Origin of the sequence: Aromatoleum tolulyticum, assembly GCF_900156155.1 — a bacterium.
In the GTDB taxonomy this organism is placed as follows: Bacteria; Pseudomonadota; Gammaproteobacteria; order Burkholderiales; family Rhodocyclaceae; genus Aromatoleum; species Aromatoleum tolulyticum.
This window is the reverse complement of record NZ_FTMD01000008.1, coordinates 1-19,089: the sequence shown is the minus strand read 5'-3', so window position 1 is coordinate 19,089 and position 19,089 is coordinate 1. Positions and strand designations below refer to the sequence as shown.

At 62.4% G+C, this 19,089-nt stretch carries 13 protein-coding genes, 1 tRNA gene and 2 rRNA genes; 5 read left to right on the top strand and 11 right to left on the bottom strand.

What is annotated here, in order from left to right; all coding sequences use genetic code 11:
* Positions 1-6: 6 nt before the first annotated feature.
* The 3 genes from BW991_RS12890 (at position 7) to BW991_RS12880 (ending at position 2,447) form a co-directional block, all read left to right on the top strand.
* Positions 7-861 (top strand): HDOD domain-containing protein, encoded by an 855-nt coding sequence (locus BW991_RS12890; RefSeq protein ID WP_076602727.1) that lies wholly within the window; start codon positions 7-9, stop codon positions 859-861.
* A gap of 79 nt (positions 862-940) precedes the next feature.
* Entirely contained in the window at positions 941-1,516 is a 576-nt protein-coding gene (locus BW991_RS12885) for a LemA family protein (RefSeq protein ID WP_076602525.1), read from the top strand.
* Between the two features lie 19 nt (positions 1,517-1,535).
* A complete protein-coding gene (locus BW991_RS12880; protein ID WP_076602524.1) occupies positions 1,536-2,447 on the top strand; it encodes a hypothetical protein in 912 nt (303 codons plus the stop codon).
* Between the two features lie 9 nt (positions 2,448-2,456).
* On the opposite strand, the gene BW991_RS12875 is transcribed toward BW991_RS12880, so the two are convergent.
* Positions 2,457-4,364, bottom strand: coding sequence for an ATP-binding cassette domain-containing protein (locus tag BW991_RS12875; protein WP_076602523.1), 1,908 nt, complete (start codon positions 4,362-4,364; stop codon positions 2,457-2,459).
* A 115-nt stretch (positions 4,365-4,479) separates the two neighbouring features.
* On the opposite strand from BW991_RS12875, the gene BW991_RS12870 reads away from it, so the two are divergent.
* Together BW991_RS12870 and BW991_RS12865 are read left to right on the top strand one after the other, a co-directional pair.
* On the top strand, positions 4,480-6,534 hold the full coding sequence (locus BW991_RS12870; protein WP_076602522.1) for a site-specific recombinase: 2,055 nt from the start codon (positions 4,480-4,482) through the stop codon (positions 6,532-6,534).
* Positions 6,535-6,597: 63 nt separating this feature from the next.
* Positions 6,598-6,672: transfer RNA gene (locus tag BW991_RS12865), tRNA-Arg, on the top strand.
* 3 nt (positions 6,673-6,675) lie between these two features.
* Here the strand turns inward: BW991_RS12865 and BW991_RS12860 are convergent.
* The 10 genes from BW991_RS12860 to BW991_RS12815 form a co-directional block, all read right to left on the bottom strand.
* Complete coding sequence (locus BW991_RS12860) at positions 6,676-7,425, bottom strand: S1 family peptidase (RefSeq protein WP_076602521.1); 750 nt, start codon at positions 7,423-7,425, stop codon at positions 6,676-6,678.
* Between the two features lie 35 nt (positions 7,426-7,460).
* Positions 7,461-8,420 (bottom strand): lytic transglycosylase domain-containing protein, encoded by a 960-nt coding sequence (locus tag BW991_RS12855; protein WP_076602726.1) that lies wholly within the window; start codon positions 8,418-8,420, stop codon positions 7,461-7,463.
* A gap of 41 nt (positions 8,421-8,461) precedes the next feature.
* Positions 8,462-9,742: a nucleotide sugar dehydrogenase gene (locus BW991_RS12850; RefSeq protein ID WP_076602520.1), complete on the bottom strand. Its 1,281-nt coding sequence runs from the start codon at positions 9,740-9,742 to the stop codon at positions 8,462-8,464.
* Positions 9,743-9,794: 52 nt separating this feature from the next.
* Entirely contained in the window at positions 9,795-12,590 is a 2,796-nt protein-coding gene (prsT, locus tag BW991_RS12845) for an XrtA/PEP-CTERM system TPR-repeat protein PrsT (protein WP_076602519.1), read from the bottom strand.
* A gap of 1 nt (position 12,591) precedes the next feature.
* Positions 12,592-13,950 (bottom strand): PEP-CTERM-box response regulator transcription factor, encoded by a 1,359-nt coding sequence (prsR, locus tag BW991_RS12840; protein WP_076602518.1) that lies wholly within the window; start codon positions 13,948-13,950, stop codon positions 12,592-12,594.
* The gene (gene prsK, locus BW991_RS12835; RefSeq protein ID WP_076602517.1) at positions 13,947-16,028 is read right to left on the bottom strand and encodes an XrtA/PEP-CTERM system histidine kinase PrsK; all 2,082 of its coding nucleotides are present in this window, start codon (positions 16,026-16,028) and stop codon (positions 13,947-13,949) included. Before prsK ends, prsR begins: the two co-directional genes overlap by 4 nt.
* A 92-nt stretch (positions 16,029-16,120) precedes the next feature.
* Positions 16,121-17,506 (bottom strand): TIGR03013 family XrtA/PEP-CTERM system glycosyltransferase, encoded by a 1,386-nt coding sequence (locus tag BW991_RS12830; protein WP_076602516.1) that lies wholly within the window; start codon positions 17,504-17,506, stop codon positions 16,121-16,123.
* Between the two features lie 185 nt (positions 17,507-17,691).
* The gene (locus tag BW991_RS12825) at positions 17,692-18,651 is read right to left on the bottom strand and encodes an alpha/beta hydrolase (RefSeq protein ID WP_084205073.1); all 960 of its coding nucleotides are present in this window, start codon (positions 18,649-18,651) and stop codon (positions 17,692-17,694) included.
* A 156-nt stretch (positions 18,652-18,807) separates the two neighbouring features.
* Positions 18,808-18,921 (bottom strand): 5S ribosomal RNA (rrf, locus tag BW991_RS12820).
* Between the two features lie 89 nt (positions 18,922-19,010).
* Positions 19,011-19,089, bottom strand: a 23S ribosomal RNA gene (locus tag BW991_RS12815); the annotation flags it as partial.

Sequence of the window (19,089 nt, the reverse complement as noted above, 5' to 3'; positions counted from 1 at the left end):
ACGCTCATGGCCTTCATCGACACCCCGCTCGCATCGGTCGACGCCTATGTCGAATTCGTGTCGGCACGGGATGTGCCCGTGCTGCGCCGGACCGTCAGGGAATTCGAGATCCTCGCGGCGCGCGACTCGACAGGCGCCAGGCACGTGGCGGCCGCCGTGCTAGCGGATCCGTTGATGACGATGAAGCTGCTGACGACGCTGCAGGCCCGGCGCGGCGCCCGGCAGAATCACGACATCACGACCGTAGAGCGGGCGATCATGATGATGGGGCTGACGCCGTTCTTCGAAACCTTCTCCGGCATGAGCACGGTGGAAGAGCGCCTCGCCGAGCATCCGCAGGCACTGGTCGGCGTGCTCAAGACCATCGGCCGCGCGCGCCGCGCGGCGCACTTCGCGCGCGACTGGGCCATTCTCCGCCACGACCTCGATGTCGACGAGATCATGGTAGCGGCGTTGCTCGCCGACGCCGTCGAGATCATGTGCTGGACCTTCGCACCGGTGATGACCCTGCGGGTATTCGAAATGCAGCGCGCAAACCGCTGGTTGCGGCGCAGCGAGGCGCAACGCACCGTTTTCGGCGCCACCGCGCTGGAGATTCAGGAAGCGCTGGTGCGCGCCTGGAACCTGCCCGAACTGCTCATCACTCTGATGGATGCGGACCAGGCGGACAATCCGCGCGTGCGCAACGTGCGGCTGGCGGCCGACCTCGCGCGGCACCTGCAGACGGGCTGGGACAACGACGCCCTTCCCGACGACATCGCGGAAGTCGGCAAGCTTGTCCACATGAGCCTGGAACAGCTGCTTGCACGCCTTGGCACCCCCGCCGAGGAGCTCCACCGCTTCTTCCCGCCGGCGACCTGAGTCGCCCGCGTACCAACGACACCGCCGGCTTGCCGCAAATTGCGTATATCATGCTGCGGCAACAAGGGGAGATAGAACTATGAGCATGTCCGCTGCCGTCGCGCTGGGCGCATTGGTCATTGCCCTGCTGTATGCGATCGTCGTCTATAACGGCCTCGTTCGGCTCAAGCACAACATCGCCAAGGCATGGGCGAACATCGACGTGCTGTTGAAGCAACGCCACGACGAACTGCCCAAACTGGTCGAAGTCTGCAAACAATACAAGCAGTTCGAGCAGGAAACGCTGCAGCGGGTCACCGAAGCGCGCGCGCGCGTCGCCAGCGCGCGCGAACATCAGGACATCGCCGCGCTCGGCAAGGCGGAAGGGATGCTGCGGACCGGCTTGGGGCAGATCTTCGCGGTCGCCGAAGCCTATCCCGAACTGCGCGCCAACGAACATTTCATGCAGTTGCAGACGCGCATCACGGCCCTGGAAAACGGTATCGCCGACCGCCGCGAGTGGTACAACGAATCGGTCAATCTGCTCAACGTCCGCATCGAGCAATTCCCCGATGTCTTCGTCGCCCGCATGTTCCAGTTCGAGGCCAAGCCCCTGCTGGAATTCGCAAGCGCCGAAAAGTCGGACGTCGACCTGAAGGCCCTGTTCAGCACCTGACCGGACGGCCAGTCGCCGTATGCTGACCCGCCTGCGCCGCGACATCGCGCACGTCACACTGCCGACGCTGCAGTTCTTCACCGTCGCGATCATGCTCAAGGCCGCACCCGGCAAGGGGTGGGGTCTCGGAATCGGTGTTCTCGCCGCCAGCGGACTCGCCGGCTGGCTGCGCTCGCTCGGAACGGCGCGCGCAATCTCCGACACTCCGACCTCGCGCATCGCTTCCGCAGCCCAGGGCTACGTCGAACTGACCGGCCGCGGCCGCCCCGTCGATGGAACCCCCCTGCTGTCGCCGGTAAACGGGCTCCCCGTGCTCTGGTATCGCGTGGAGACAGAACGCCGGCAGAGCGACGGCAAATGGCGCCATGTCTCCACCTACGAGAGTGACGCGTCGTTCCTGCTCGATGACGGCAGCGGCGTATGCGCGGTGGATCCCGAAGGCGCCGACATGATGGTCAGCCGCAAGGAGACCTACACACAGGGCGATACGCGACACACGCAATGGTGCCTGATCAACCAGGACCGCATCTACGTGCTCGGAGAATTCGCCACGCTCGGCAGCGTCGCCCCCGATTTCGACATCGGGCGCCAGACGCGCGACCTGCTGGATCACTGGAAATCGGACCGCAAACGCCTGCTCGAACGCTTCGACCTCGACGGCGACGGCGAAATCGATCTCCGCGAATGGGAGCTGGCGCGAAGCCAGGCCCGCCGCGAAGTGACGAAACTGCGCGACGAGGTCCTCTCGGCCCCGGAAGCGCATGTCGTGCGCAAACCCGCATCGAAGTCGCTGTTCCTCGTTTCCGACCTCGACCCGCACCGGCTCGCCACGCGCTATCGCTGGTGGTCGATGTATCACATCGCCGTATTCCTGGCGTCCGCCGCCGGCGCGGCGGCCTGGTTCAACAACGTCGGCGGCCTTGCCCGCTGAGTGCCGACGTCAGCCGGCGCGACTCTCCAGCGCCTCCCAGCGCGCCAGCGCATTGTCGATTTCCGTGTCGAGCTCCTCCAGACGCCCCTTGATGCGCGCCACCTCCTGTGGCGCCTGCTGATAAAGCGCCGGGTCGGCCATCCTTGCATGCAATGCCGTCTGCTCAGCCTCGAGCGCGGCAATGCGGTCCGGCAAGGACTCCAGCTCGCGCTTTTCGTTGAACGACAATTTCCCGCCTTTCGCGGCCGCTGGCTTGGGCGCGGCCGGCGCAACCGGTTTCGGTGCCGCCGCCCTCGACATTTCGGCCTCGCGCTCCGCCGCGGCCTGCTTCACCCGCTGCCAGTCCGCATAACCGCCGGCGTACTCGCCCCAACGCCCGTCACCCTCGGCAGCGATCACCTGGGTCACGACGTTGTCCAGGAACGCCCGATCGTGGCTCACGAGGAAGAGCGTGCCGTCGTAGTCCGCCAGCAGCTCCTCGAGCAGGTCGAGCGTCTCGATATCGAGGTCGTTGGTCGGTTCGTCCAGCACCAGCACGTTCGCGGGCCGTGCGAACAGCCGTGCGAGGAGCAGCCGGTTGCGTTCGCCGCCCGACAAGGACTTCACCGGCGAGCGTGCGCGCTGCGGCGCGAACAGGAAATCGCCGAGATATCCGATCACATGCTTGCGCTCGCCCCCGATCTCGACAAAGTCCGATCCCGGGCTGATCACCTCGGTCAACGGCAGTTCCGGGTCGAGCTGGGCGCGCAGCTGGTCGAAATAGGCGACTGTCTGGCGCGTGCCGCGGCGCACGGTGCCCGAATCCGGAGCGATCTCGCCGAGGATGAGCTTGAGCAGCGTGGTCTTCCCCGCTCCGTTCGGGCCGATCAGGCCGACACGGTCGCCGCGCATGATGCGCGTCGAAAAATCGCGCACCACCACGCGGTCGCCGAAGCGCTTGGTCACGTCGGTCAGTTCCGCGACCATCTGGCCGCTCTGCTCGCCCTTCTCCACCGCGAGCTTGACGTTCCCCAGACGGTCGCGCCGGGCAGCGCGGTCGCGCCGCAACGCCTCGAGCCGTCGCACGCGCCCTTCATTGCGCGTGCGGCGGGCCTCGACGCCCTTGCGTATCCACACCTCCTCCTGCGCCAGGACCTTGTCGAAGCGCGCGCTGGCTTTCGCCTCGGCCTCCAGTTCTTCGACCTTGCGCCGCTGGTAGTCGCCGAATTTACCCGGGTAGCTGCTCAGCTTCCCGCGATCGAGCTCGATGATGCGCGTTGCAATGTTGTCGAGGAACACCCGGTCGTGGGTGATCACGACGACTGCGCCACGGAACTCCCGGATCAGCGATTCGAGCCAGACGATGCCGTCGAGGTCAAGATGGTTGGTCGGTTCGTCGAGCAACAACAGATCCGGCTCCAAGACCAACGCCCGGGCCAGGGCCACCCGCTTGACCCCGCCGCCCGAAAGGCTGGACACCAGCGCATCGCCCGGAAGCGCAAGGCGGACGATGATCTCGTCGACGCGCTGGTTCAGCCGCCACGCGTCGGTCGCATCCACCTCGTGCTGCAGGGCGTCGAGCCGCGCCAAGGCCTCCGTGCTCGCGGACTCGGCCACGGCATGCATCGCATCGTGATAATCGACGAGCAGGCGCGCCGCCTCGCCCAAGCCGTCCGCGATCGTCGCGAACACGTCGCGATCGCGGGGAAAGTCCGCTTCCTGGGGCACATAGGCGACCTTGAGGCCGGACTGACGCCACACCGTGCCGTCATCCAGCGTCGCCTGGCCGGCCAGCGCCTTCAACAGACTGGACTTGCCCGAACCATTGCGGCCGATCAGCGCAACCCTTTCCCCCGCATCGAGCTGAAACTCGGCACGGTCGAGCAGATCGACGTGACCATAGGCAAGGCAAGCGTTGTCGACGGAAAGGAGCGGCATGGGATGTTACTCGCGGTAAAGGATTCGCATTTTAGCGGTCTGTTAAGATGCCAGGCTCACCCGATTTTTGCGCACTGCAACATCGGCTGACAGCGACCACACGAATGGAGACCGGATGGATCGACTGCTGGAACGCCTGGATACCCCCGAATGCGACGAACTCGCACAGTGGAAAGACCTGATCGGCCAGCTGCGCCCGCCCAGGGCCGGCGACGCCGCGGGCGCTGAATTCCGGCTACGGCAGCTCATCGCTACGCTCAAGACGCGTCCGGACCTGCGCCGACGCCTGAACTCGGCGTTCCGCAGGCTGTTCCGCGAACGCAAGCAGGTATCGCTCTACGCTTCGTCCGGCTTGTTACCCTCGACCGGATTCTTTTCCGAAACGGCGCGACGCCTCACCGGACGGCTGCTGCCCGACTACCTCGACACCGCGTACATGAAGGACGTGCTCGCCGTCCTGTTATGGCGCAACGACGACGAAGTGTGGGTCAACGCCATCTCCGATGAACTGTGGTGCGAGCTGATCTGCACCGTCCTCGGGGACGAAGCGCCGGCGTCTGAGGCCGACAGCCGCGCCTTGCCCGAAGCGATCGCGGAGATCCTCGAGGCCCTCCGCGTGCTCTCCTATCACGCCAGCGCGATCGGCCTCGACCCCGAGTTCATCCGCATCGACCCCGAACTCGAGGAACACGAATCGGCCTTTCTCGCGCAAAACGCCGAACTGGTCGCCTACATCCGCAATTACGCACAGTGGTGGGAAACACCGACGACGCTCGTGGAGGACGAACGGCACGTCCAGGTCATGCTGGACCAATGCGAGGAAGCCCTGCTGCGCATCCGCCGGCGCGCGGCGAAGCTCGGCACCAGCCTCACCCTGACCTTCAAGCTCGAGCGCCTGCGCCAGCACCTCCGACGCATCGGCCGCCTGCTGCGCCTGCTTGCAGGGTTGCGGCAACGCCGCATGCTCGCGGACGTGGCCCCCGAGATCGTCGATCTGTTCAAGGAGCTTGTCCGCTCCGAATGCCGCAAACACCGCCTCTCCGACTATGTCGGCAAGAACGTGGAACTGCTTTCGCTGCGCATGACCGAGAGCGCAGGCAAGACCGGCGAACGCTACATCACGACCACCCGCCGCGAGTACTTCGGCATGCTGCAGTCCGCCGCATTCGGCGGACTGATCATCGCCTGCATGGCCGCCTTCAAGCTCGTGCTCGCAACGCTCGGCCACGCGCCGCTCACGTCCGCTCTGAGCTTCTGCCTGAACTACGGTATCGGCTTCGTCATCATCCACATCATCGGCGGCACCGTTGCCACCAAGCAGCCGGCCATGACGGCCAACGCGATCGCCGCATCAATCGGCGAGACGCAAGGGAAGAGCCGGGATCTCGACAACCTGGTCGACCTGATTGCCCGAACGGTGCGCAGCCAGCTTGCTGCAATTGTCGGCAACGTCGGTGTGGCGATCCCCGCCGCGATGGTGATCGCACTGATCGTTCACGCCACCACCGGCACCCATTTCGTGTCGCCGGAAAAGGCGCATGCGCTGCAGGACGAGATCGATCCGGCCGGGGGCGCCCTGTTCTTCGCCGCAATCGCCGGCGTCTGCCTCTTCCTCTCCGGTCTCATCGCCGGCTATTACGACAACCTTTGCGCCTATGCACGCATTCCGGAGCGTCTCCTGCAGCTGCGATGGCCGCGTCGCCTTCTCGGCGCACAACGCATGGAACGCATCGCCCGCTACGTCGAGAACAACCTCGGAGCGCTCGCCGGCAACTTCTTTTTCGGTTTCCTGCTCGGCGGCGTCACTGCAGTGGGCGTACTGTTCGGCCTCCCCCTCGACATCCGCCATATCGCCTTCTCGTCCGCCTATGTCGGATTCGCCAGCGCAGGCCTCGATTTCGCGCCGGGTTGGCAGGCTGCCGCCCTCGCCGCGTGCGGCATCGCGCTGATCGGCCTCACCAATCTGGGCGTCAGTTTCTCCCTCACGCTGTACGTGGCAATGCGTGCGCGCCGAATCACCTTCGCGCAGGGCCGCACCCTCGTGTGGATGACCCTGCGACGCTTCGTCTCCAGCCCTCGCGACTTCCTGTTTCCGCCACGCAACGGGCGTCCCGACATGACGCCCGGACCCGATATCGAGCCGAAGCCTCACAATGCGATTGATCCCTGAACGCCCATACGGTTACGCACCGCGCTTGGTGCGCGACGCGCAACCGGATAGAATTGCGCGCCCCTCCCCGTAGTTCAATGGATAGAACGAGCGCCTCCTAAGCGCTAGATGTGAGTTCGATTCTCGCCGGGGGGACCACCATCACCGGACATCCATCAACAGGGCGCGCAGGTGTGAAACGGGAATCGCATAGGTAATTCCCGACGGGGCGCTCAATGCGTTCTCCTTCGTGCCTTTCACGAAGACCATATTGATGATGCCCAGCACTTCCCCGCTGTCCGGATCGAACAACGGGCTGCCGCTATTGCCCGGATATGCCGTTGCATCGAGCTGATAGACGCGAAGCTTTTCCCCTGAGAGTCGACGGATCAATGCCGGGTTGAGCTGGCGGGAATTCGCCTGCGGTATCCCGATCGGGGTTACTGCTGCGACGATACCCCGGTGCGTGACTGGCGTGAGTCCCAGTGCGCTGCCGATCGGGAACCCCATGAATGCGATCGGCTGCCCCTCGGCAGCGAAATTTGCCTCGGCGAGCGGCAAGGCGGGCAAAGGCTCGCCGTCGAGCCGCAGAAGTGCAAGATCGGTATTCGGATCGACCGCCGCCTTCGCAACCCTGCGGATGGCGCTTTGCGGGGCCCCCGGCACGACGACGACCAGGGACTCCAACTGATCATCCGAAACCGGCACCGATACGACATGCGCATTGGTCGCGACGAGGCGACCACTTCCGACCGCGAATCCCGTGCCAAGGAATCGGAATTGCGGCGAGCGGGCCCGCTGAAACGTTCCCACGGCAACCACCGAGGGCTTCAGTCGCGGCAGCACTTCGACGAGACCCGCTACCGCCGGGCGCGGAACAGGAATGGCAACGCAGAGCACGACAAGCCACATCCACGCACCACGCAACGCCGGACACCAACCTCCTTTCACGAGCCTCCCCCGCGCTCACTTACCAGCTGCAACGCAGGAGCGACCGGGCTCGGCTCCGTGATACGGCTGTCGTATGCATGCTTTCGCCGTTGCATGAACGCCAGGATACGTGCAACGTAGGCCTGCGTTTCGGCGTATGGCGGCACTCCTCGATAGCGATCGACGGCATGCTCGCCAGCGTTGTATCCGGCTGCAGCCATGGCGATGTCCCCGCGAAAATAGGCCAGGAGCCAACGCAGATACGCCAGACCGCCCCGGATATTGTCCTCGGGATCGAAGGGTTTTCGTACGTTGAAGCGCGCCGCGGTATCCGGGATCAGTTGCATCACTCCCATCGCATTCTTCGGCGAGACAACGTCCGCATCGAGGTTCGACTCGGTCAGGGCGATTGCGAGCGCGAGTCTCGGGCTGATCGCGTATTCGGCGGAGAGATCGACCACGAGTCGCGCCAGTTGCTTGCGCTGCGCCGACAGTGCCGCGATGTGCGCTTCGGCGCTCCACCCCGGATCCAGTGATTCGTCCGGAGGCGGCTGCAGACAGTCGGGCACGGCCCCCACATAATCGCCGGTGTAGCGGCGCATCTGATCCGCCTGCGGATGTCCGAAAAACGCCGCCATCGCGAACAGAGTCCCGGCATAGGCATCGTTGCGCTCCAGGCCTCGTCCGTTGGCGTACATCCAACCGAGCGCATACATCGCGTCGACGTTGCCCAGACGTGCAGACTCGCAGTACAGCGCGGCAGCCCTTGCAGGTTCTCGAGCCACGCCCTCACCGTGCTCATGGGCAACGGCAACCCCCGCCAAATAGCGCGCGTGATCTGCGAAAATTACTCCAACGGCCGCCCGCTCCGCCGCCGCAGGTTCATCATTCGCGGCAATCGACGCGTGCGATCCGGCGGCAAGCAATGCGGCCCCCAACAAGCAAGCGCTTCTGCCTACGGACAGCCGACATCCCATCACGACCTCCCGCATAGCATCGCTAGCGCAGATCTCTCCAGCTAGAGCCGCCACACAGTTATACCGGAAGCGGCCAACGCATCCCGGTCATACGCCGACTTCACATCGACGAAGATACCGTTCGGCAACATCTTTTCGGTAATCCGCGTGAGCGGCATTTCGAGGTATGCCTTGTGCGAAACAGCTGCAACCACGGCCATCGCGCGCGGCAGGTCCTCCCAGGACACAAGTGATTCGCCATACTCGTGCTCAGCCTCGGGCGACGCTGCGACAGCATCATGGACGTGCACCCGGCAACCGAAGCTGCGCAATTCCCGGATCACGTCGATGACCTTGCTGTTGCGAAGGTCGGGGCAATTCTCCTTGAAGGTGAGCCCCAAAACGATGACGTCGCAGCCACGCACCGAATGTCCCGCCTGAATCATCTGCTTGACCGTCTGTTCGGCAACATACTTGCCCATCCCGTCATTGATGCGCCGCCCGGCCAATATCACGTCCGAGTGGTAACCCAGCATTTCGGCCTTGTGCGTCAGGTAGTAGGGATCGACGCCGATGCAGTGGCCGCCGACAAGGCCCGGGCGGAATGGCAGAAAGTTCCACTTCGTCCCTGCGGCTTCGAGCACCTCGAGCGTGTCGATTCCAATCTTGTGAAAGATCACCGCCAGTTCGTTCATCAGTGCAATGTTGAGGTCCCGCTGCGTGTTCTCGATGACCTTCGCGGCCTCCGCGACCTTGATCGAACTTGCAGCATAGACCCCCGCGGTGATGATCGCCCCGTAAACCTCGCGAACCTTCGCCAGTGTCGCGGGGGTATCCCCCGACACCACTTTCGCGATCTTCGTGACCGTGCGTTCCTTGTCGCCCGGATTGATCCGCTCCGGCGAGTAGCCGACAAAAAAGTCCTCCTTCCACTTGAGGCCGGACTCGCGCTCGATGATCGGGATGCAGACTTCCTCGGTTGCGCCGGGATACACCGTCGACTCGAATACGACGATCGCCCCTCGCTTCAGGTTCTGTCCGACGGTCCGCGATGCGCCGACCAGCGGTGAAAAATCCGGCTGATGCGCCAGATCCACGGGGGTTGGTACCGCAACGACGACGAAATCGGCTTCGGCAATCACCTTCGCATCTGCATGGCATGAGAGCATCGTCGCGGCGCGCAAGTCATCCCCCGAAACCTCTCCGGTCGGGTCGTAATGCTCACGATATGCAGCGACCTTGGGGGCCGAAAGATCAAACCCCAGCGTCTTGAACTTCTTGCCGAACTCAACGGCAAGCGGCAGGCCGACATAGCCCAGACCGATAACGGCGACCGTAGTCATGATTGCACTCTTTGGAAACGGATAATTGGCATAAACGAAAGAAGGAACAGAATCACAATTTTTCCCTCAACGCCGTCACCTCGGCCCGCAGGGGACTGTGCTGTGGCAGCGCCTTCAACAGGGCTTCGGCTTCCTTCGTAGCATCCTCCTTCCGACCAAGCCTGACATAGGCCTTCGCCAGGCTCAAACGCAGGGCTGGAGCGGTGGGAGCAAGGGAAACCGCCTTGCGGATATTCTCGATTCCCTTTTCCGTCTGGCCGTTATCGATCTGCAGTACGCCAAGCGTGTCCAGAATCGCAGGATTTTCAGGAGCCAACTTGACCGCCCGCTCTGCCAGGTTCATGGCCCGGGGATCCCCGCGCTGGCCTGCGATCAAAGCCATATTGTTGAGAATCTGGGGCGCATCGGGCCTGATCTCGTCAAGCTTGCGGTACAGCCGCTCAGCCTCTTCCAGCTTGTGCTCAGCAAAAGCCCGTTCGGCAAGATAACTGCGCACCCTCAAATCTTTAGGTTCCTGGCGCAACCAATCCGCAACGGACTTTTCCGCGTCGTCCGGCCTGCCTGCCTGTATCTGTGCCCCATGCAACTTGATCACGGTCTCAGGCACCCGTCTGACACCCAATGACTTGCGAAAGGCCGCGATGGCAGATGGATAGTCCTTGGCGAGCAAATGCAGGTCTCCTTCGAGATTCCACCCTACCGGCACTTTCGGTCTTTGTTTCTGGACCGTGCGGGCGATCCCAAGCGCCTCCGTCGATCGCTTGGTACCCGCGAGCAATGCAGCGAGTCGCTGCTGTGCCTCGATCAGATCCGGTTTGAGAACAAGCGCGCGTCGCAAGGATTGCTCCGCGGCGGAGGAGTCCTTCGCCAGTTGTTGTGCATCCGCAAGCCGAATCAGCGGTGCCGGCAGTTTCGGCTGCAGACTCACCTGCTTGTTGAATGCCGTGATCGCCTGCTGGAGATCACCCGCCAGCAACTGGGCTCGGCCCATCATCTCGTACGCACGAGGATCATCCGGATGAGCGGCAATGACTTCCTGAGCGAGCGAAATCGCCTTCTTCGCATCCCGCTGTCCCAACGCCTCCGCGGCCAAGGCCAGTTTCGGCGTCGCTTCCGTGGGCGTCGCCCGGCTCACGCGCTCGAGGGTTTCACGCACCTTGTCCGGGTTCGCACCGGTCGCCTTTTGCAGGTTCGCCAACAGGAGAGAAGCGGCAACGTTATCAGGATGCTTGGCGACGATTGCCTCAACGCGGTCGAGCGCATCCTTCGGCTTCTTTTCCGCCAGATCCATGCGTGCGAGATTCACTGCAGCCGGCAGGTAATCGCTCCTGAGTGCAAGCGCTTTCTCAAACGAGAGCCGTGCGTCGGCCACATTCCGCTTGGCAAGTGCGATTCCGCCTTGCAGCATGTAGGTACGGGGGTCATCCGGGCGCTTTGCCTCAAGCCGCCGTTGCGCAGCCGCAGCCTTGTCGAGCTCCCCCTGTCGCAAATGCACCATCACCAACGCAAAATCGGCAGCTCCGGAACTACCTTCGAGCGTCGAAGCGGCCTCTAAATCGCTCAGACCGGCCGCTGCGTCACCCTCGAGCAGACGAGCGACCCCGAGTTGCGTACGTGCGAGGTCGTCGGATGGTCGCACTGCGACGAGTTTTTCGTAAGTCTCCGAAGCCGCATCCAGCTTGCCCTGAGCCAGTTGAATGCGCGCGGCCAGTTGCAGGGTGTCGGAGTCGGGGGGCTTTACCGAAAGGAGTGGCTTGAGTGTCTCCATCGCCTTGTCGGGGTTACCTGAACCAAGTTCCGACCGTGCGAGCGCCCGCCGGGCATTCCGGTTCTGAGGAGCTCGACCGACCACCATCGCCAGATGTTCACGCGCAACGACATGCTCGTTCAGGCTGGCGTGAATCACACCCGCGAGCAGGCGGCCCGGCAGGTACTCGGGAGCCAGACGAACAGTCTCCGCAATATGATCGCGAGCGGTGGCAGCCTTACCGCTTCGGAGATCATGCAACGCGAACAGATAGTGGGTGAGCGGATGCTTCGGAGCGATCTTTTCCATCGCCACGAGCCGTTCCGCAGCGCCATTCATGTCGCCGCGTTCGAGCAGTAACGTGATCAGCGCAAAGTGATACGCAACCGATGACGGATGAAACTTCACAGCCTCGTGCCGCGCGGCGAGTGCGTCGTCGGCCTGCTTTCGCGCAAGCAGCACGTCAGCGCGCAATGCATGGGCATCGCCGGCCTCCTCCCCCACCACGCCGCGAGCCAGCACGGCCTCGGCCTCTCCGAACGCACCGTCGACGTCGCCCGTGATGAATTTGACACGACCGAGACCGATGCGGGCCGGAACGTCATCGTCGTTCAACGTCAACGCCCCCTCGAACGCCTTGCGTGCCTTGGGAAAATCCCTGCGTTCGAGATAGGCATCGCCGACACTCACCCTGAGTCGTGCGTTCGCCGCCGGATCCTGTAGGGTGGCGTCTCCAAATTCCTTGATGACCTGCTCGAACTGCCCCATCTTCACCAGCGCACGCGCCAGAAGCGGGATCACCTGCTCCGCAGGCGTACCTAACTCAAGCGCGCGGCGAAACTCCTTCTCGGCGGCAGTCGCATTCCCCTGCCTGAGATTTACGGTTCCAAGCAGATATCGAGCTTCAGCGAGTGACGGATTCTCCTGCAAGGCATTCTTGAGCTGGATGCTCGCCGCCTGGAGATCGTTCTTCGCCAGATAATCGCGGGCCGAACCCACCATGGAATCAGGGCTCGCGCCGCAGCCGGCAAGTAAACCGGCAAACAGGACGGCCAGCGCAACCTGCCGTCTGGACCGAGGTGAAACCAACGGACGGGACACGTCAACTCTCCTTCTTGAATCCAAAACGGTTCATCAAGTCGTACAAAGATGGCCTGCTGATGCCAAGCGCATCGGCCGCACGCGCTATATTGCCGTTGGTTCTGGCCAACGCCCTGATCACCGCCCTTCGCTCGGCCTCGTCCCTGACATGACGCAGATTTAGCTCCATCAACTCGGCCTCCGCCGCATCGAGCCCGAGATCCTCCGCCGTGATCCGGTTGGACTCCGCCATGATTACGGCGCGCTTGAGGCAGTTCTCCAGTTCCCGCACATTTCCCGGCCAGGGATGCGTCTCGATTGAGGCAAGCGCATCCTCACCGAGATGCATGGCCCCTCGCCCGTTTTCCTTCGCGAAGCGCTGTACGAACGCATGTGCCAGCAACACGGCATCGCCGTCTCGCTCCCGCAGGGGGGGGATATCGATGACGATCTCGGCAAGCCGATAGTAGAGGTCTTCCCGAAAGAGCCCTGCGTGGATCTGCGCCTTGAGGTCCCGGTGCGTCGCGCATACGACGCGCACATCGACCGGAATCTCCTCGCGCCCGCCGATGCGCTCGACGACGCGTTCCTGCAGGAAGCGGAGCAGCTTCGCCTGCAGGGCCATCGGCAGGTCACCGATCTCGTCTAGAAAGAACGTCCCCTTGTGCGCCGTCTCGATCTTTCCCGGTGTCTGCTTGGCCGCCCCGGTAAAGGCTCCTTTCTCGTAGCCGAACAGCTCGCTTTCCAGCAGATTCTCGGGAATCGCCGCGCAATTGATCGCGAGGAATCGCTCCCTTGAACGTGAAGACAACGCGTGCAAGGCGCGCGCCAGAATCTCCTTACCCGTCCCGCTTTCGCCAAGCAAGGCTACGGTGACATTCGCAGATGCAACCTTCTCCACAGTCCGGCAGACCTTCAACATACCGGCATCGCGCGTGATGATTCCGGAAAGCGGGCTGGACTGCTGGGCAGTGAGACGATGATTCTCGGCCTGCAGATCATGCAGACGGAACGCACGATCGATCGTCAGAGCAAGCAACTCCGACTCAAAAGGCTTGCCGAAGAAATCATAAGCGCCCATCGCGACCGCCCTCACCGCATTCTCGCGATCATGCTGCCCGGTCAGGACGATTATCTTCGTTTCCGGAGCCAGCACCAGCATCTCCCCCAAGAGCCGGAAACCTTCGCTCACGTCGTCCGGGCGTGGCGGCAAGCCGAGGTCCATCGTGACGACTGCGGGCTCATGACGACGCAACTGGGCGAGCGCACTCTCCCTGTCGTCAGCGACAACGGTTTCGAATGAATCGAATGCCCATCGCATCTGCTTCTGCAGTGCCGGATCATCCTCCACAACCAGAAGCGTACGTCTCTTGTCGTTCATGATCCCTGCGTCATTACCGCCGCCTGTACTTCATCCCGCGTTTCGCGGGCAACCACCGGCAACGTAATCGCTACGCGAGTCCCCTTCCCGGGTTCGCTATCGACCGCGATGCTACCGCCAATCTCCCGAATGTATTGCTGAGCCTCGAATGCACCGATGCCCATTCCTCCTGTCTTGCTCGACTGGAACGGACGGAACAAGCGTTCCCGAACGAATTCCTTCGACATTCCACATCCATTGTCATCGACGCTCAAGACCACCGAACCGTCTCCCGTCGGCATGATGCTCACCGTCACCCTACCATCGCCTGCTGTCGCTTCCAGCGCATTCTGCAACACATGGCCGATGACACGTTCAAGTCGGTCGGGGTGCGCGATCACCTCGACCGCCGTCCCGTCGCCCGCCTCAAAGTCGATCGTCGGACGCTGGTGACGCTTTGCCTGCCTCAGGCGTTCTACCAGCGCATTGAGCTCCACACGCCGCGGCGGATCGATCGAACGCTTCTCCTGCAACTGCGCCATCAGGCCGCGCATGCGCGATTCGACGTTCGCAACCGTCTCCAGCATATCCTCCTGAAACGCCGGGTTGTGTTTGTGACGCTCCGCGTTCTTCAACATCAGGGAGAGCTGCGAAACCAGATTCTTCAGATCGTGGACAACGAATGCGGACATGCGATTGAACGAATCAAACTTCCTCGACTCGATCAGCGCCTCCATCGCCTGCATGCGCGACAGATAACTCGCCGCCTGGGCCTGCGCCGTTTTCAGTAAATCGAGAACCTCCCAATTCACGTCCACCGGCGTCCGTGGCGCACTAAGCACCACGAAACCCACCAGGACACCCCCGGATTTCAGCGGAAGAACCAGCCACGCGCTGGAAATCTCCGACAACCACACCGGAAGAACCAGCGTTTCATAGTTGGTCGCCCCGGATCGGTACTCCTCGAGGTTGATTACCCATTCACGTTCCGCAAGGAAGCGACAGAATGCGCTGCCCTCGTCTTCCATCACGGCAATCGCCGGATGATTGAGCCGAGAATGAACGGAATAGCCATGCCCACCCGACTCCCGAAGCCACAGCACGCCTCCGGGGCTCTCGACGAGATCGGACAGCCCCTTGATCACTGACTCCCCCAAATCAAGCGCACCGTCTGCCGAGGACAGGGCTTGCGTAAATCTCAACCACTCGCTTCGGTAGTCGTAGCGATACGGGAACAGGTGCTTGTTCAAGAAAACGCGCAGTCGTGCTCGTTGCGCCCCTGAGACCAGGAACACACTCAAAAGCAGCAGGCCGGCAAATAGCAGGGTCAGCTGGAGAGCCCGCCCCCAATCGCCGCCGACAAAGCGGACGTAATACCCGGCGGCAGATATGATAAGAAGGTAGGCGCCGGACAGAGCCAGTGCAGTCGAATGGAACACCGCCTGGCGCGAAACCGTGATGCGGAAAACCCAATCGGGATTGCGGCCCGCCGACACGGCGATGAGCGGTAACGTCAATACATGAGCGATGCCGCGCACTGCCCATACATCTGCATCCAGAATGCCGAACAGGAACCCGTCCGCAAAAAGGTACAACTCGAAGACATAACCAGCCGATAACGCCAGGCACAGCGGCTTCACGGCCCAGCGCGATTCCGCGGGTACGGTCCGGAAGAGCTGCTCGACCAGTACCAGCCCCAGCACCGCTCCCGCAAGGAAGCTGCCCAAATGCAAGGAAGTGAGCGGGAGAAAGCCCGCCTCGATACCGAAGACACCGAGCAGTTGGGCGAATGCAACGATGGCCGCAACGACCATCGGCCAGCGCACGGTGCCCTTGCTGACCGTCTGTACCAGCGTGATGACCAACGCCAACCAGCAGACCTGACGAGCAGTGTCACTCACCCAGGCCAGCGTATGCGCCATCGATGAGGGGTTCCGGACGACAAAGACGTTGGCAAGAGCCCACAGGGCACTCGCCCCGACAGCTAACAAGAGGAAGCCACCGCGCGGCCGCTTGCGCCAGCCAGGAAGCAGGTAAAGCCCGAACAGCGCATATGCACTGAAAGCGATGCTGTATGCCACCCCTGCCAATTCAGACAAATCAGTCCCCTGACCTTAGCGGCGCAAAGCTTCACACTTGCGGGAGATCATCCAATGCACACAACAACCGAGCGCCCCTGATCGGCAACGGTTCAGTGCGCTCCTTCGCCCGTCAGCACAACCCGGACCGTTTCGAAAAGGACCAGGATGTCCAGGGCCAGATTGTGGTTCTTCACGTAATACAGGTCGTACTGCAATTTCTGCATAGCGTCGTCGACAGAAGCACCGTACTGATAACGTACCTGGGCCCAGCCCGTTACCCCCGGCTTGACGCTGTGACGCACCGAATAGAACGGGATCTCCCGCGTCAGCTGATCGACGAAATACGGACGCTCCGGTCGAGGTCCGACCAGACTCATCTCACCCGACAGCACATTGAACAGCTGCGGCAGTTCATCGATCCGAAGACGTCGGATGACACGTCCGACACGGGTCACGCGCTCATCGCCCAGTTGCGCCCACCGCGGTGTTCCATCCCCCTCGGCGTCCTGCCTCATGCTGCGGAACTTGATCACCTTGAATACTCGCCCCCCCCGCCCCACACGCTCCTGCCGGAACAGTACCGGCCGCCCGTCCTCCAGCAGAATGGAGCACACGGTCACGAACATGACGGGCAGCGCAAGAATCAGCAGGATCGACGCCGCAAACAAATCGAAGCACCGCTTGACGGTCCTGCGCGCGGCCCCCTGGCGAAACCCGTCGCCATATATGAGCCAACTCGCCTTCAATGAATCAATCGGTACCTGCCCATGCGTGCGCTCGAAGAATGACGACAGGTCAAGAACCTTCACCCCCCTTAGCTTGCATTCGAGCAGCTCCCGGATCGGAAGCACCCCCCCCCTGCGCTCCCGAACGGCGACGATGACTTCGCTCACATGGAGCCGCCTGACCATCTCGAGAAGACCTTCCCCTTCCGAAAAAATCTGTTCCGGATCAACGGCGGGCAAGTCCTCTCCAACCGATCGATAAAATCCGACGATATCCGCACTCGCTCCTCGTGCCCCCAAGGACCGGGCAGCAGCCTGCGCTTCAGCACCTGTTCCAATGATCAGCACTCGCGGGTCGAACGCGGACGTCGCACCGCGCCGGTTCGCCAAGCCGCGCAAGACGAGAAGCGCTCCCAACAGCAGAACAACGGAAATCTGCACCGCCTCGGACTCGAAGTATGTCCACGGCAGAACCGCGAAGACGGCAAACGCAACCGGGACACTCACAATGACCGACACCAGAATACGAGAGACGGCGCGCCCAACGCCCCCCTCCACTGCCCCCCCGCGGTAAAGGCCAAGAGCGCCATTCAACATGATCATCAGCACGGCAAAGAGCAATGCAGATGGAACGATCACCCTCCAGTCCACCGCGCTGCCGCGCAATGGGAGGGCGGTCGCAAGCAGAACAGCCAGGAACAGGATCGACGCGTCGAAGACTATTTGTTGCAGCGCGTGCGACGGTACATATTGTTTGAGCACCTTCAACATCGCGCATCTCCCCGCCACACGGCCTACCCTTGATCGTGCGTGATCGCACGCCGCGGCGGGCCGCCACATTCCGTGGTACGTCGGGGAAACTCTAGCGCTTTACGCTTGCCGTCGTTGTTAAACAGGTCACGCCGTTCCGAACTCAACTTTCGTGGAGCACCGTATCCCCACGAATGGGTCCTGCCCTAGGCGGCGTCTACTGTCGGCGTGAGCCGCTGGCGCAGATGCACTGCGATCCGGTTGACCACCTGTGACGCCTCGGGAAACCACTTTCCCAAGGTAACGAAGCCATGCACCATGCCGTCAACGCTCAGATGCTCGACGCTTCCACCTTCCGCGCGGACCCGGTCGGCAAACGCCACGCTGTCGTCCGTCAGCGGATCGCACTCCGCCGTTACCAACAGCATCGGCGGCAGATCACCCAGCCAGCGGGCCTTCATGGGCGAGGCCCGCCAGTCGTTCGCCTGCCCGCCCGGCAGGTAGCGCTCGAAAAACCACACGAGACTTTCGCGATCAAGAAAATAACCGGACGAAAAAAGGGCGCGTGAGGGGCGACTGCTCTCTATCTCGGTGCAGGGATAAATCAGACACAGGACACGCAGAGCAGCCGCCGCCCGATCGCGGAGCATGAGGGCCGTCACCAGCGAAAGATTCCCTCCTGCGCTATCCCCGCCCAATCCGAACCGCCCCGGATCCACCAACAACTGTTCGGCATTCGCCCGTGCCCACTCGACCGCGAACAGCGCATCCTCAACCGCAGCCGGGAAAGGATGCTCCGGCGCCAGCCTGTAATCGACCGACAGCACCGCACATCCAGCCCGATTCGCGAGCTGCCTGCACAGTGAGTCATGGCTTTGCACGCTGCCGACACACCATCCACCACCATGGAAATAGATCAGCAAGGGCAGCGCCTCGGCCGGATCTGCCTCGAGCGGCCGATAAAGACGAGCAAGAAGAGCGCTGCCGTCGGGGCGCGCCATTGGAACTTCCAGCGTCGAAGCGACCGCCTCCGGCTCGCCGCCGAACACAAATTGCAGCTTTTCGAACGAATGCCTCGCCTGAGCGACCGTAAGCTCGTGAAACCGCGGGGCACCGACCCGATACACCATGTCCAGCAACGCTTGCGCTTGGTCCGTGAGAGCCATTGACTGATACCTACAACAGAAACGATCGCAATCCCCATGCAGCGGGGGTCGCCAAATCCTAGCAGAATGAACTGGCCTACCCGACATCCAGCACGCGGTAGACGCAAAAAAGCCGCTGATCCTGAGTAGGAAGAGCGGCTTTTTTGGGAGTAGGTAGTCTGACGATGACCTACTTTCGCACTCACGAAGAGCACTATCATCGGCGCGGACCTGTTTCACTGTCCTGTTCGGGATGGGAAGGAGTGGTTCCAGGACGCTATGGTCGTCAGACTGTAAAGGGTCACAAAGTGGGGGAAGTAGAGTGTGTGGGGGTGTGATTGTATTTTTGCGTGTTGAGTTCGCTGTCGATCCAGGGTTATAGGATCAAGCCTCACGGGCAATTAGTATCGGTTAGCTTAACGCATTACTGCGCTTCCACACCCGACCTATCAACGTTGT

Coding starts and splice junctions, on each gene's coding strand:
- BW991_RS12890 (WP_076602727.1), top strand. CDS start 7: ATGGCCTTCATCGACACCCCGCTCGCATCGGTCGACGCCTATGTCGAA.
- BW991_RS12885 (WP_076602525.1), top strand. CDS start 941: ATGAGCATGTCCGCTGCCGTCGCGCTGGGCGCATTGGTCATTGCCCTG.
- BW991_RS12880 (WP_076602524.1), top strand. CDS start 1,536: ATGCTGACCCGCCTGCGCCGCGACATCGCGCACGTCACACTGCCGACG.
- BW991_RS12875 (WP_076602523.1), bottom strand. CDS start 4,364: ATGCCGCTCCTTTCCGTCGACAACGCTTGCCTTGCCTATGGTCACGTC.
- BW991_RS12870 (WP_076602522.1), top strand. CDS start 4,480: ATGGATCGACTGCTGGAACGCCTGGATACCCCCGAATGCGACGAACTC.
- BW991_RS12860 (WP_076602521.1), bottom strand. CDS start 7,425: ATGTGGCTTGTCGTGCTCTGCGTTGCCATTCCTGTTCCGCGCCCGGCG.
- BW991_RS12855 (WP_076602726.1), bottom strand. CDS start 8,420: ATGGGATGTCGGCTGTCCGTAGGCAGAAGCGCTTGCTTGTTGGGGGCC.
- BW991_RS12850 (WP_076602520.1), bottom strand. CDS start 9,742: ATGACTACGGTCGCCGTTATCGGTCTGGGCTATGTCGGCCTGCCGCTT.
- prsR (WP_076602518.1), bottom strand. CDS start 13,950: ATGAACGACAAGAGACGTACGCTTCTGGTTGTGGAGGATGATCCGGCA.
- BW991_RS12830 (WP_076602516.1), bottom strand. CDS start 17,506: ATGTTGAAGGTGCTCAAACAATATGTACCGTCGCACGCGCTGCAACAA.
- BW991_RS12825 (WP_084205073.1), bottom strand. CDS start 18,651: ATGGCTCTCACGGACCAAGCGCAAGCGTTGCTGGACATGGTGTATCGG.